Source organism: Acidovorax sp. Root568 (assembly GCF_001427445.1).
GTDB classification, from domain to species: domain Bacteria; phylum Pseudomonadota; class Gammaproteobacteria; order Burkholderiales; family Burkholderiaceae_C; genus Acidovorax; species Acidovorax delafieldii.
In genome coordinates, this window is the sequence record NZ_LMGP01000014.1 from 460,372 (window position 1) to 474,183 (window position 13,812).

The window sequence follows — 13,812 nt, forward strand, 5'->3', positions numbered from 1 at the left end:
GCGCTCCTTGTTGATTTCACGGTTTCACGGCCTTTGGCCCTTGCTGCGACAATTGCACAGCTATGACCAACGCCTACATCCTTACCCTGTCCTGCCCCGACCGCCTGGGGCTGGTGCACGCCGTCTCCGGCTTTTTGCTGGAGCATGGCGGCAACATCGAAGAAGCCGCGCAGTACAACGACCACGCCACGGGCCTGTTCTTCATGCGGGTGCAGTTTGCCTGCGACCAGCATGACCACCCCACCCTCAAAGCGCGCCTGACCAGCTTTGCCGAGCCCTACAACATGCACTGGAGCCTGCACGCCACCGCAGCCCCCATGAAAACCGTGCTCATGGTCAGCAAGGAAGGCCACTGCCTCAACGACCTGCTGTTCCGCTGGAAGAGTGGCTTGCTGCCCATCGACATCCGCGCCATCATCAGCAACCACCGCGACTTCTACCAGCTGGCGGCCAGCTACAACGTGCCGTTTCATCACATCCCGATGACGGGCAGCACCAAGGCCCAGGCCGAAGCCAAACAGTTTGAGATTATCGAGGGCGAAGGGGCCGAGTTGGTGGTATTGGCCCGTTACATGCAGATACTTTCTCTTGACCTATGTCAAAAGTTGGCCGGTCGGGCCATCAACATCCACCACAGCTTCCTGCCCAGCTTCAAGGGCGCCAAGCCTTACTACCAGGCCCATGACCGGGGCGTGAAGCTGATCGGCGCCACGGCCCACTATGTGACGGCCGACCTGGACGAAGGCCCGATCATCGAGCAGGACGTGGCCCGCGCCGACCACACCGACACCGTGGAAGACCTCACGGCCCGCGGCCGCGACACCGAAAGCCAGGTGCTGGCCCGCGCCGTGAAGTGGCACAGCGAGCACCGCGTGATCCTGAACGGCCACAAGACAGTCATCTTCCGCTAGTCCAGCTTTCCCATGGCCACGGCAGCCCCGTCCTCCTTCCTCAGCAGCGCTGCACGGCGCATCCCGCCCATCCAGTGCCTGCTGACCTTCGAGGCGCTGGCCCGCCTGCGCAGCGTGACGCAGACGGCCGACGAGCTGTGCGTGACACCCAGCGCCGTGAGCCACCGCGTCAAGCAGCTGGAGCAGATCCTGGGGGTGCGGCTGTTTGGCCGGGCCGATTTTTCGCTCACCACCGAGGGCAGCGCCTACCTGGCCCATGTGCGCGAGGGGCTGGGCGCGCTGCAGCGGTTCCCCGGCCAGGCGGCCGCGCCCGGGCGGCGGCGGCTCAAGCTGGCCGTGACGCCCACGTTTGCGCGCACCATCCTCATCCCCCGCCTGCGCCAGTTCACCGAGGCCTATCCCGAGATCGACCTGGCGCTGCAGGTCTCCATCCCGCTGCTGGACGTGGTGGCCGAAGACGCCGACCTGATGGTGCGCTTTGGCCCCGGCCACTATGCCGACGTGGAGCATGTGGAGCTGGCGCGCGACGTGGTCACGCCCCTGGCCTCGCCCGCATTTGTGCGCGAGCACGGGCCCTTTGACCGCCCCGAGGACCTGGAGGGCGTGCCCCTGCTGCGCAGCCCGCTGGAGCCCTGGCGCACCTGGTTTGCTGCCACGGGTCTCGACTGGGCCGAGCCCAGCGAGGGCTCGCAGTTCAACGACATCGGCCTGATGTGTGATGGCGCCGCTGCCGGCATGGGCGTGGCGCTGGTACGCCTGAAGCTGGGCGCGCCCTGGCTGGAGAACGGCACACTGGTGCGCCTGTTTGACACCGACACCGCCAGCCCCCACGCGCACTACCTGTGCTGGCGCACGGGCACCATGGACCGGTGGGAATGCGCAGCGTTTGCCGAATGGCTGCGCAAAACCATGGCGTAGTAGAGGTATCCCCCTGAGTCGCCTTGGGCGCCTTCTCCTTTCTCTCCGCTGCGCCGGGAAGGGGGACGCAGCCCTAGCTGCGGGGCGGCCCTTGCTCGGCTGCCCTCGCCCGAGTCACGCTCGCCTCCATCAGGTTCAGGTAAATTTGCCTCCAGCGCTTGCCCAACAGGCACCAGCAGCTATCAATTGGTGAGCAATCCGGTGTTTTTCACAATCCCCTGAAGAAAAGCTCAAGCCCGGGCACCGAACCATCCCCTACAGTGACAGCCATGAACACTGCCGCCGACCCCACCGTAGCCCTGTCCGAACGCGCCGCGCGCCAGGCCGAGGTTGTCCAGGCCCTGGGCCGCGTGCTGCCCGCCCACGCACTGCTCTGGCACAACGAGGACACCACGCCCTACGAATGCGACGGCCTCACCGCCTACCGCCAGCGCCCGCTGGTGGTGTGCCTGCCGGAAACCTACGACGAGGTGCAGGCCGTGCTGCAGGTGTGCCACCGGCTGCAGGTGCCGGTGGTGGCGCGCGGTGCGGGCACGGGCCTGTCGGGCGGCGCCATGCCGCACGCCCTGGGCGTGACGATGTCGCTGGCCAAGTTCAACCGCATCCTCGACATCAACCCCGAAAGCCGCACGGCCGTGGTGCAGTGTGGCGTGCGCAACCTGGCGATCAGCGAGGCGGCAGCCCCCTACAACCTCTACTACGCGCCCGACCCCAGCAGCCAGATCGCCTGCACCATCGGCGGCAATGTGGCCGAGAACTCGGGCGGCGTGCACTGCCTCAAATACGGCCTCACCGTGCACAACGTGCTCAAGGTAAAGGGCTTCACGGTGGAAGGCGAGCCCGTCGAATTCGGCAGCGAGGCACTCGACGCCCCCGGCTACGACCTGCTGGCCGCCGTGATCGGCAGCGAGGGCATGCTGGCCGTGACCACCGAGGTCACCGTCAAGCTCATCCCCAAGCCCCAGCTGGCGCGCTGCATCATGGCCAGCTTTGACGACGTGCGCAAAGCGGGCGACGCGGTGGCTGCCGTCATCGCGGCGGGCATCATCCCGGCTGGCCTGGAGATGATGGACAAACCCATGACCGCTGCCGTGGAGGACTTTGTGCACGCGGGCTACGACCTGACTGCGGAAGCCATCCTGCTGTGCGAGAGCGACGGCACACCCGAAGAGGTAGAGGAAGAAATTGGGCGCATGAGCGACGTGCTGCGCGCTGCAGGCGCCACCGCCATTTCGGTCAGCAACGACGAAGCCGAGCGCCTGCGCTTCTGGAGCGGTCGCAAGAACGCCTTCCCCGCCAGCGGCCGCATTAGCCCCGACTACATGTGCATGGACTCGACCATCCCGCGCAAGCGCCTGGCGGACATCCTGCTCGCCATCCAGGAGATGGAAAAGAAATACCAGCTGCGCTGCGCCAACGTGTTCCACGCGGGCGACGGCAACCTGCACCCGCTGATCCTGTTCGATGCGAACGATGCCGACCAACTGCACCGCTGCGAGCTGTTTGGCGCCGACATCCTGGAGACCAGCGTCGCCATGGGCGGCACGGTGACGGGTGAGCATGGCGTGGGCGTGGAAAAGCTCAACAGCATGTGCGTGCAGTTCTCTGCGGCGGAGAACGCGCAGATGTTCGGGCTCAAGCACGCGTTTGATCCGGCAGGGTTGCTGAACCCCGGCAAGGTGATCCCCACGCTGAACCGGTGCGCGGAGTACGGGAAGATGCTGGTGCGTGGGGGGCAGATCAAGCACCCCGACCTGCCGCGTTTCTGATCGCCATGAAGGCGCTGCAAGGGCTGGCCTTTCTTCTGCTCATGCAGTCGGGGGGCGAGGCGCTGTCTCACTTTTTGAAGCTCCCGGTCCCAGGGCCGGTGGTCGGCATGGTGCTGCTCTTGCTGGCCTTGCGTTGGCAGCCCGTGCGGGATGCCGTAGCCCCGGCGGCGGGCTTCTTGCTCCAGCACCTGTCGCTGCTGTTTGTGCCGGTGGGCGTGGGGGTGATGACCCATCTGGCGCTGCTGAGCACCTATGGCCTGCAGCTGGTGGCGGTGATTGTGCTGTCCACCTGGGTGGGTATGGCCGTAACGGCGCTGGTGCTGCGTCTTTTGCAGCCCAAGGAGAACCATGGCGAACTTCGTTGAGCTGTGGGTGTACCTGGCATCGGCCCCACTGTTCGGGCTGACCGCAACGCTGGCGGTGTATGTGCTGGCGCAGGCGCTGTCGGTGCGCTCGGGGCACGCGCCCTGGGCCAACCCGGTGATGCTGTCGGTGGCCATTCTGGCCACGGTCATGCTGGCCACCGGCACGGCCTATCCCACGTACTTTGCGGGCGCGCAGTTCATCCACTTCTTGCTGGGCCCTGCGGTGGTGGCGCTGGGCTGGCCCCTGTGGCAGCGCCGCGCGGCCTTGCGCTCGCGTTGGGGCCGGCTGGCGCTGGCCTCGCTGGCGGGTGGCAGCGCGGCGGCCGCCAGTGCTGTGGGCCTGGGCTGGGCACTGGGCCTGCCGGGTGATGTGCTGATGTCGCTGGCCCCCAAATCCGTCACCGCCCCGGTCGCCATGGGCATCGCCGCACAGATCGGCGGCGTGCCCGCCCTGGCCGCCGTGTTCGCGGCGCTGACGGGCATGGTGGGGGCGCTGTCTGCGCGCTGGTTGTTTGGCTTGATGCGCCTGCCCACCGACGCGCAAGGCATGGCACTGCGGGGCTTTGCGCTGGGCACGGCGTCACATGGCATCGGAGCGGCGCATGCGCTGCAGGTGCATGCCGAAGCGGGGGCGTATGCAGGGTTAGCGCTGGGGCTGCAGGTGGTGCTGGCTGCGGTGCTGATGCCGCTGGTGTTCCGGTTGTTGTGAGGGGTGCGGCAGGGGCATCACCTCTTGTCCCACGCTGCGCCGCGCTCAGCGGCCCTCACCCGCCCCACAAAGCCCGCCCCATCTCCCCCACATGCGACACAGCAAACAGCACCAGCCCGATGAGCCCGCCCACCACGGTGCCATTGATGCGGATGTACTGCAGGTCCTTGCCAATGTTCAGCTCGATCAGCTGCGTCATCTCTTCCGTATCCCACCGCCGCACCGTGTCCTCAATGTGCTGCGCAATGAACGCCGACACATCCGGCGCCAGCCCCTCCACCCACCGCTCCAGCCTGTCATTGAACGACTGCCGCAGCGCCGCGTCCCCCGCCAGCGACTCGCCCAGCCATAACCCCAGCTTGCCCACCTGCCGCGCCAGCACCGAGTTGGCATCGGCCAGGTCGCGTTGCAGAGCGCCGCGCAGATCCAACCACAAGGTCTGCACATAACCTGCCACCGTGGCGTCGGTCTGCAACCATGTGCGGATCTCCTCGCCCTTGCGCTCCCATTCCGGGTCGCTGCGCAGGCGCTCGATAAAGCGCTGCACCGCCACATCAAACTGCGCACGCAATGCGTGCTGCGGGTTGGCGGCCACATCGGCCATCAGGCTCTCCAGCGCGCGGGCCAGCAGGGCCGAGCCCTTGTCGCCCAGCCAGTCGCTGGGCAGCAATTTCTCGGTGCGCGGGTGGTCCTTCTTCAGCCAGACCACGATGGACTGCGCGACCCAGGTGCGGGTTTGCTCGTTCTGCAGCAGTTCGATGAGCTTGGCCAGCACGTCGTCCAGCAGCGCCTGGTGACGGCCGTTGTGCGTGAGGGTGTCGAGCACCGCCGCCAGGGCACGCGACATATCCACCTGCCCGATCAAGGCACGCGCGGCTTTTTGGATGAAGCGCTCCACCTGCGCGTCCTGCACCGTCTCCAGCGCGGCCGATGCCAGGCGCGTGGCCTGGTGCCCCAGCAGCGCGGCGTTGCCTGGCGCCGTGAGCCACTGCGCAAGACGCTCGGCCGGGTCGTGCCGGCGGATCAGCGACACGAGCGAAGGCACGTCCAGGAACTTGTCGCGCACAAAGGTGGCCAGGTTGCGGCCGATGCGCGCCTGGTTGCGCGCAATGACCGCCGTGTGCGGAATGGGCAGGCCCAGCGGGCGCCGGAACAGCGCCACCACCGCAAACCAGTCCGCCAGCGCACCCACCATGGCGGCCTCGGCCATGGCCTTCACACCGTTGAGCCACAGTCCGCGTTCGACCACGCTGGTGGCGATGAACACCGCCGTCACCAGCAGCAACAGTCCCAGCGCCTGCCGTTTGGCACGCCGCAGGGCGACGGTTGCGCTGTCAGTCTCTGGCTTCATCCGGGCCAGCCCGCCGACCTCGACCCCAATGCGTCAGGCAGTCGCCGCAATCTGGTCCAGCGCCTTCGACAGGTGGCCCACCGTGCGGTCCACGTTGTGCCACTTCTCCAGGCCAAACAGGCCAATGCGGAAGGTCTTGAAGTCCGGCCCCTCATCGCACTGCAGCGGCACACCCGCAGCCGTCTGCAGGCCCACTTCCATGAACTTCTTGCCGTTCTGGATGCCGGGGTCGGTGGTGTAGCTCACCACCACGCCGGGCGCCTTGAAGCCGTCGGCCGCCACGCTGGGGAATCCGCGCGATTCGAGCAGCGCGCGCACCTTGGCGCCCAATTCGATCTGCTCGTCACGCACCTTGGCAAATCCGTATTCACGCGTCTCGCCCATCACCTCGCGCAGGCGCACCAGCGCATCCGTGGGCATGGTGGTGTGGTACGCGTGCTGGCCCTTTTCGTAGCCCTCGGCAATCTGCATCCACTTCTTGAGGTCGCACGAGAAGCTGCTGCTCGTGGTGCCCTCGATGGCTTCGCGCGCACGCTCGGACAGCATCACCATGGCGCAGCAAGGCGATCCGCTCCAGCCCTTTTGCGGTGCGCTGATGAGCACATCCACGCCCGCGGCCTGCATGTCCACCCACATCGCGCCCGACGCCACGCAGTCCAGCACAAACAGCGCGCCCACCTCATGCGCAGCTGCCGTCAGCGTGCGGATGTAGTCGTCCGAAAGGATGATGCCGCTGGCCGTTTCCACATGGGGCGCAAACACCACCTTGGGCTTTTCAGCGCGGATGGTGGCGGCGACTTCTTCAGCGGGGCATGGCGCCCAGGGCGCCTGCGGGCCACTGCCCTGCTGGCGCGCCTTGCACACCACGGAGCCAACCCCCAGGCCCTTGTCGGCATCAAAGATCTGCGTCCAGCGGTAGCTGAACCAGCCGTTGCGCACGATGAGCACCTTTTCCTTGTTGGCAAACTGGCGCGCCACGGCCTCCATGCCGAAGGTGCCGCTGCCGGGCACCAGCACGGCCGTGTGGGCGTGGTAGACCTCTTTCAGCGTGCCCAGAATGTCCTGCACCACGCCGGTGAAGCGCTTGGACATGTGGTTGAGCGCGCGGTCGGTGTAGACCACCGAAAATTCGAGCAAACCATCGGGGTCGATATCGGGCAAAAGGCAGGGCATAGAGGAGTCTCCGCGTGTGAAACTGAGGGAGGAAAAAGGGACGATCAGGTCAGCTTATCATGGCCCCGCGCCACCCCAAGGCCGCGCGCCATGCAGCAAAAACCCTTCCGATTCCTGCCCACCGCACTGCCCGGCATCGAAGCGATGCAGGCCGACTCCCGCCTCGTCTTCGGCAGGCACATGCACTTGCAGTTCGGCCTCGGCGTGATCGAGCGGGGTGCGCAGAAATCGGCCAGCGGCCGGGGGATTGTGGAATCGGGCCCAGGCGACACCATCACGGTCAACCCCGGCGAAGTCCACGATGGCATGCCGCTGGACGAGCGTGGACGCGCCTGGCGCATGCTCTACCTGGAGCCCGCCCTGGTGGCGCGATTGGCGGCAGAGGTGCATCCGGGCCCGCTCGGCTCCGCCTTCGAATTCCATGCTCCGACGATGCGCGATGCGCGGCTGGCGGCCCAGGTACTGGCACTGTTCGACGCGGCCACCCACCGCCCCAACCACTCGGCCGCAGCGCTGCATGTGGAGGAATGCCTGTTGCGGGTGCTGAGCGGCCTGCTGCGGCCGAAGGGTCACCAACAGTCCGCCGCGTCCATCACCAGGGCTCGCACCATGATGGACGACGATCCCACCGCGCCCTGGAGCCTCGCACAACTGGCCGATGCAGCAAGTTTGAGCCGCTACCAGCTCGTGCGCCAATTTGCCCAGGCCACGGGCCTGACGCCGCACGCCTACCTGCTGCAGCGCCGACTGCAGCTTGCACGCCATCTCATGGGTGCGGGTACGCCCCTGGCCGACGTCGCCGCAGCCAGTGGCTTTGCCGACCAAAGCCACCTGACGCGCCTCTTCACGCGCAGCTTTGGCATCACACCCGGCGCCTACGTCCGCACACGCGGCTGACAGCCCGGCCCCTGCAATTTCGTTCAAGACCGTTGTGCGGGGGTTGGCGGATGCTGCGGGCATCGCCACTTCACGCCGCCGCGCGGCCTCTCGCCATGGGCATCGAATTTCTCATCACCTCTCTCATCGTAGTCGTCTCGCCGGGGCCAGGAACCCTGCTGACCGTGGCGGCCGGGCTCTCGGGCGGCGCGCGAGCCGCCGCCGTGACGGCGCTGGGCTGCACGCTCGGCATCGTGCCGCACCTGCTGGCGGCGGTCACCGGGCTGGCCGCACTTCTCAACGCCAGCGCCACGGCATTCGAAGTCCTGCGCTACGCTGGGGTCGCCTACCTGGTCTACATGGGCTGGGCCACGTGGCGCTCGCCCGCCACACTGGAGGTTCGCACTGACGCACCCGCACGCACAGCCGGTGGGCGTATCGCGGAAGCCATGCTGATCAACCTGCTCAACCCCAAGCTGTCGCTGTTCTTCCTCACCTTTCTGCCGCAGTTCATCGCACCGGGTGAAGCGCAGCCCGCGTGGCGAATGGTCCAGCTCTCGCTGGTCTTCATGGCCATGACCTTTGTGGTGTTCTTGGGCTATGGCGTCTTTGCCGCCCGGTTTCGTGACCAGGTGCTGCAGCGCCCCGGCGCGCTGGTGTGGCTGCGCCGCGGCTTTGCGGCCGCGTTTGTCGGGCTCGGCGCAAAGCTCGCCCTGATGCACCGATAGGCACCACCGTGCCAGGTGCCGTGCTGCTTCACCAGGTATCGATGCAACGTGGACCCAGCGGAGCCACCTGCGCCGACGCCAGCCCCCGCGCCAGCCAGGCCCGCGTGTCCGCCGGGTCGATCACCGCGTCGATCTCCAGCGTGGCGGCCATGTGTATCGCCTCGCCGTTGGCGTAGGACTTGGCCAGCAGCTTGGCAAACAGCGCGTCGCGCTCGGCGCCCTCGGGCAGCGCCTCCAGTTCCTTGCGAAAGCCCAGGCGCACGGCGCCTTCGAGCCCCATGGCACCGAACTCGCCCGTGGGCCAGGCGACAGTGAACACGGGCGCATGGAAGCCCCCGGCCGTCATGCCCATGGCGCCCAGGCCGTAACCCTTGCGCAGCACCACGCTGAAGGTGGGTACGCGCAGGCTGGCTGCGGTGACGAACAGGCGGCTCACGTGGCGCACCTGGGCCGTGGCTTCGACCTCGGGGCCGACCATGAAGCCGGGCGTGTCCACCAGGCTCACGATGGGCAGACCATGCGCGTTGCACAGCTGCATGAAGCGCGCGCCTTTGTCGGCCGCATCGGCGTCGATGGCGCCGCCCAGGTGTTGCGGGTTGTTGGCCAGCAGGCCCACGGGGCGGCCTTCGATGCGCGCCAGCGCGGTGTGGATGCCGGCGCCAAAACCTGTGCGCAGCAGCAGCAGGCTGCCATCGTCCACCAGGCCCGACATCGCGGTGCGGGTGTCGTACACGCGCAGTCGGTTCTCGGGCACCACGGCGCGCAGCAGGCGCTGGTCGGGTGCAGACCACTGCGATGTGCGGCCCTGGAAGAACGACAGGTAGTGGCGCGCGGCCTGCACCGCCCCGGCCTCGTCATCGACCAGCACGTCGATCACGCCGTTGGCATGCTGCACGCGGCTCGGGCCGATCTGCTCGGGCTTGAAGACGCCCAGACCACCCCCTTCAATCATGGCCGGGCCGCCCATGCCGATGTTGCTGGCGCGCGTGGCGATGATCACGTCGCTGCAACCCAGCAGCGCCGCGTTGCCCGCAAAGCAGCGCCCGGCGGCGATGCCGATGACTGGCACCTGGCCCGACAGCGCCGCGTAGCTGGCGAAGGTGTGCACATGCAGCCCCGCCACCACAGGCATGTCGGTGTCGCCCGGGCGCCCGCCGCCGCCCTCGGCGAACAGCACCACCGGCAGCTTCTGCGCCAGCGCGATACCGAGCATGCGATCGGTCTTGGCATGATTGCGTGCGCCCTGGGTGCCTGCGAGCACGGTGGCGTCGTACGACATGACCACGGCGCGGGATTTCTCGTCGCCAAACAGTGCACCATTGATGCCGCCAATGCCCGTGACCATGCCGTCGGCGGGCGTGTTGGCAATCAGGTCTTCCTTGCTGCGACGGCGCGTCTGCGCGGCGATGGCGAGAGCACCATATTCGATGAAGCTGCCTTCGTCGCACAGGTCGGCAATGTTCTCGCGCGCGGAGCGGCCGCCTTGCGCGTGGCGCTTGGCCATGGCCTCGGGGCGCGCGGCGTCGAGCGTGAAGGCGTGGCGGTCGATCACGCGTTGCAGGTCGGCGCGGATGTGGTCCGGGTCATGTACCGTACCGCCCTGCACTTCGACATCGGCCCCCTCATCCACCGCGTCCAGCACCAGCAGCGGCTGCCCCTGCGCGACGTAGCCACCGGCCACGGCCAGCAGCGCGCCCACGCGGCCTGCGTGCGGGGCCAGCAGCACATGCTCCATCTTCATGGCTTCAAGCACGGCCAGCTCGGCGCCGGCGGCGACCACGTCGCCCTCGGCCACGCTCAGCTGCACCAGGCGGGCGGGCATGGGGGCCAGCACTGCGCCGTCAGGGGTGTCAGAGGCGATATGCGGGTCTTTTTGCCCTGTAGCGCTAGTCGAATCTGCCTTGATAGCTATATTTTCAGTAGCAACCAAAAGATCCGGCAGCACCGACTCCAGCCAGCGCGTGTGCACCTGCTGGCTCTCCATTTCGGGCCATGTTGCCAGCGCCTGCAGCAGCGCGAGGTTGGTGGCCACACCGTCGATGCGGCACTCGGCCAGCGCGCGCTGCGAGCGGCGCAGCGCGTCCGCAAAGCGCGGGCCGCGCGTGTGCACGATGAGCTTGGCCAGCAGCGTGTCGTAGTGCGGCGACGGCGTTACGCCTGCTGCGCCGTGCGTGTCCACGCGCACGCCTGGGCCTGCGGGCAGGTCAAAGCGGCTGAGCATGCCGCTGCCGGGGGTGGCGTTGCCCTGTGCGTCCAGCGTCTCGGCGTTGATGCGCCACTGCACGGCAAAGCCCAACACGGCAGGCGGTGCGGCAGGGTCGAGGCCGATGTCCTGCAGCGTGCGGCCTGCGGCCAGCGCAATCTGCGCCTGCACCAGGTCCACGCCGGTGACCTCTTCGGTGATGGTGTGCTCCACCTGCAGGCGTGGGTTGCATTCGATGAAGACAAACGGCAGGTCGCTCGACGCCAAGTCCACCAGAAACTCGAAGGTGCCCAGGCCTTCGTACTGCACCGCCCGCGCCATGGACAGTGCGGCGGTGGTGATCCGCTCGCGCAGCACTGCGGGCAGCGAAGGGCTGGGCGCGATCTCCACCACCTTCTGAAAGCGCCGCTGCAGCGTGCACTCGCGCTCGCCCAGCGCGATCACCTCGCGCCCATCGCCCAGCACCTGCACCTCGATGTGGCGGGCGTTGCCCATCAGGCGCTCCACGTACACGCCGTCCACACCAAAGGCGGCCTGCGCCTCGCTGCGACAGCGCGCGTAGGCAGCGGGCAAGTCATCGGCCGACGCCACCGCGCGCATGCCGCGCCCGCCGCCGCCACCGATGGCCTTGATGACGATGCCGGCATGGGCGTGCTGCGCAAAGAAGGCCTGTGCCTCCAGCAGCGTCACCGCCGCCTGCGTGCCGGGCATGAGCGGCACGCCCTGCTGCTGCGCCAGCGCACGGGCCTGCGCCTTGTCGCCGAACAGCGCGAGCTGCGCAGGCGTGGGGCCGATGAAGCGCAACCCGGCCTCGGCGCAGGCGCGGGCGAAGTCGGCGCGCTCGCTCAAGAAGCCGTAGCCCGGATGCACGGCATCGCAGCCCTGCGCCTTCGCAATCGCGATGAGGCGCGCACCGTCCAGGTACGCCGCCGGGCCGGTGGCGCCCAGTGCCACGGCCGCACTGGCTGCGTGCACATGGGGGCTGGCGGCGTCATCGTCGGCATACACGGCCACGCTGGCGATGCCGAGGTCGTGCAGGGCGCGCACAGTGCGCAGTGCGATTTCGCCCCGATTGGCAACCAGCACTTTGGTGAACAGAACAGAAGATGGCATGGGGCAGTCGCTCTATTTTTTATAGCTGCCAGCGCATATTCATCAGGCGCCAGCAGCCAATTTCTCATTCAATCACGCAATATCCCGAAGCAAGCGGCGCAGCACTTTGCCCGCGCCCGTGGCGGGCAGTGCGTCGATGAAACGCACCTCGCGCGGGGCTTTGTAGGGCGCCATGTTCTCGCGGCACCAGGCCACCAGGCCGGCGGCGTCCACCTCCTGGCCGGACTTCTTGACGATGAAGGCGCGCACCACCTCACCCTTTTCTGCATCGGGCACGCCAATAACCGCGGCCTGTGCCACGGCAGGGTGTTTGATGAGCAGGGTCTCGACCTCTTCGGGGAACACGCTGTAGCCCGAAACCTTGATCATTTCCTTGAAACGGCCGATGAAGGTCACATAGCCGTCCGCATCGATCTTGCCCATGTCGCCGGTGTAGACCCAGCCATCCCGCAGCGTCTTGGCCGTGGCCTCGGGCTTGTTCCAGTAGCCCTTGAAGTTGCCGGGGCCGTGGATGGTGATCTCGCCCACCTCGCCAACGGCCAGCGGTGCGCCGGTGTCGGGGTCGACGATGCGCAGGGTGTTGCCCGGCACGGGCTTGCCCTGGGTGCCCCAGCGGATCGCGTCCACCGGCATGGCGGTGTCCACGGTGTGCGTTTCCGACAGGCCATAGGCCGCCTCGTGCGAGATGCAGTTCGGCGCGAACTGCTGCCACTGCTGGGCCAGCGCTTCGGTGAAGGTGATGCCAAAGCTGGTGACCGGGTTGCGGCGCAGCGCGCTCCAGTCCATGTCGCGTGCGCCGGGCACCTGCATGAGCGCGCCGTTCATGGGTGCGATGCTGTACCACCAGGTCACGCGGTGGCGCTCCAGCGCCTGGGCCACGCCCAGTGGGTCAAACCGGTACAGCAGCACGGCGGTGGCGCCGGTGTAGACCGGCAGGTTCACGCCCATCACCATGCCGGCGATGTGGTACAGCGGCGCCACCGCCAGCAGCGTTTCGTTCGGCGTCATGCCATTGCAGTCCGCCGATGCGGCGGTCTTGAAGGTGGCGTTGCCGTAGCTCAGCATCGCGCCCTTCGGCAACCCGGTGGTGCCCGAGGTGTAGGTCATGAGCGAGACGTCGTCCATCGACAACGCCACGGGCGCAGGCCGCGCACCGGTGCGGGTGGCGGCCAGGAAGTCTTCGCAGCCCGCAGGCACCGGGCCCATGGCGGCGCGCATGGCCAGCAGCTCGGCGGGCACGTCGATGCTGGGCGCGCCCTCGGGCAGCAGCTCGGCATAGCGCACCACAAACACCTGCTGCAGCGCGGTCTTGGCGCGCACCTTGTCCACCACGGGCAGCAGCACATCGGCCGCGACGATCACGCGCGCCTGCAGGTCGGTGAGCTGGTACTCCAGCTCATGCTCCTTGTTCAGCGGCCCGCAAGGACAGACGATGGCGCCGATCTTCTGGATGCCGTAGTGCGCCATCACGTACTGCGGGCAGTTGTTCATGAACAGTGCCACGGGCTCGCCCTTGGCCACACCCAGCGCCTGCAGGCGCGCGGCAAATGCATCACTGGCCGCATCAAGCTGCGCCCACGTGAGGGGCTGGCCGTACCAGAGGTAGGCGATGTGGTCGGGCGTTTCGCGCGCGTGGCGGCGCAGGTGTTCGTGCAGCGGCAGCTGCGGTGCGGCAGAAGGCATGGCGTTGTCTCCG

Annotated in this window: 11 protein-coding genes; 7 read left to right on the forward strand and 4 right to left on the reverse strand. The window is 67.7% G+C overall.

Annotated features, from left to right (window positions below):
- Positions 1-62: 62 nt before the first annotated feature.
- From purU to ASD75_RS11695, 5 genes are all read left to right on the forward strand, one after another.
- Entirely contained in the window at positions 63-911 is an 849-nt protein-coding gene (purU, locus tag ASD75_RS11675) for a formyltetrahydrofolate deformylase (RefSeq protein ID WP_056059864.1), read from the forward strand.
- A gap of 12 nt (positions 912-923) precedes the next feature.
- Positions 924-1,829 (forward strand): LysR substrate-binding domain-containing protein, encoded by a 906-nt coding sequence (locus ASD75_RS11680; RefSeq protein ID WP_056059867.1) that lies wholly within the window; start codon positions 924-926, stop codon positions 1,827-1,829.
- Between the two features lie 269 nt (positions 1,830-2,098).
- Entirely contained in the window at positions 2,099-3,598 is a 1,500-nt protein-coding gene (locus ASD75_RS11685) for an FAD-linked oxidase C-terminal domain-containing protein (RefSeq protein ID WP_056059869.1), read from the forward strand.
- A gap of 5 nt (positions 3,599-3,603) precedes the next feature.
- The gene (locus tag ASD75_RS11690; protein ID WP_056745800.1) at positions 3,604-3,963 is read left to right on the forward strand and encodes a CidA/LrgA family protein; all 360 of its coding nucleotides are present in this window, start codon (positions 3,604-3,606) and stop codon (positions 3,961-3,963) included.
- Positions 3,947-4,672, forward strand: a complete 726-nt coding sequence (locus ASD75_RS11695) for an LrgB family protein (RefSeq protein WP_056745802.1) — start codon at positions 3,947-3,949, stop codon at positions 4,670-4,672. The genes ASD75_RS11690 and ASD75_RS11695 overlap by 17 nt, the downstream gene beginning before the upstream one ends.
- A gap of 55 nt (positions 4,673-4,727) precedes the next feature.
- Here ASD75_RS11695 and ASD75_RS11700 read toward each other — a convergent pair whose 3' ends face one another.
- Both ASD75_RS11700 and ASD75_RS11705 read right to left on the reverse strand, forming a co-directional pair.
- The gene (locus ASD75_RS11700) at positions 4,728-6,023 is read right to left on the reverse strand and encodes a DUF445 domain-containing protein (RefSeq protein WP_056745804.1); all 1,296 of its coding nucleotides are present in this window, start codon (positions 6,021-6,023) and stop codon (positions 4,728-4,730) included.
- A 33-nt stretch (positions 6,024-6,056) separates the two neighbouring features.
- A complete protein-coding gene (locus ASD75_RS11705; RefSeq protein ID WP_056745806.1) occupies positions 6,057-7,196 on the reverse strand; it encodes an aminotransferase class V-fold PLP-dependent enzyme in 1,140 nt (379 codons plus the stop codon).
- A 90-nt stretch (positions 7,197-7,286) separates the two neighbouring features.
- Here ASD75_RS11705 and ASD75_RS11710 point away from each other — a divergent pair, with 90 nt between their 5' ends.
- Together ASD75_RS11710 and ASD75_RS11715 are read left to right on the forward strand one after the other, a co-directional pair.
- Positions 7,287-8,093 (forward strand): AraC family transcriptional regulator, encoded by an 807-nt coding sequence (locus ASD75_RS11710; protein ID WP_056745807.1) that lies wholly within the window; start codon positions 7,287-7,289, stop codon positions 8,091-8,093.
- Between the two features lie 95 nt (positions 8,094-8,188).
- Positions 8,189-8,800, forward strand: coding sequence for a LysE family translocator (locus ASD75_RS11715; protein WP_056745929.1), 612 nt, complete (start codon positions 8,189-8,191; stop codon positions 8,798-8,800).
- A 28-nt stretch (positions 8,801-8,828) separates the two neighbouring features.
- On the opposite strand, the gene ASD75_RS11720 is transcribed toward ASD75_RS11715, so the two are convergent.
- On the reverse strand, positions 8,829-12,101 hold the full coding sequence (locus tag ASD75_RS11720) for a carboxyl transferase domain-containing protein (RefSeq protein ID WP_056745931.1): 3,273 nt from the start codon (positions 12,099-12,101) through the stop codon (positions 8,829-8,831).
- An 87-nt stretch (positions 12,102-12,188) separates the two neighbouring features.
- Positions 12,189-13,799 (reverse strand): AMP-binding protein, encoded by a 1,611-nt coding sequence (locus ASD75_RS11725; protein ID WP_056745809.1) that lies wholly within the window; start codon positions 13,797-13,799, stop codon positions 12,189-12,191.
- Positions 13,800-13,812 lie beyond the last annotated feature (13 nt).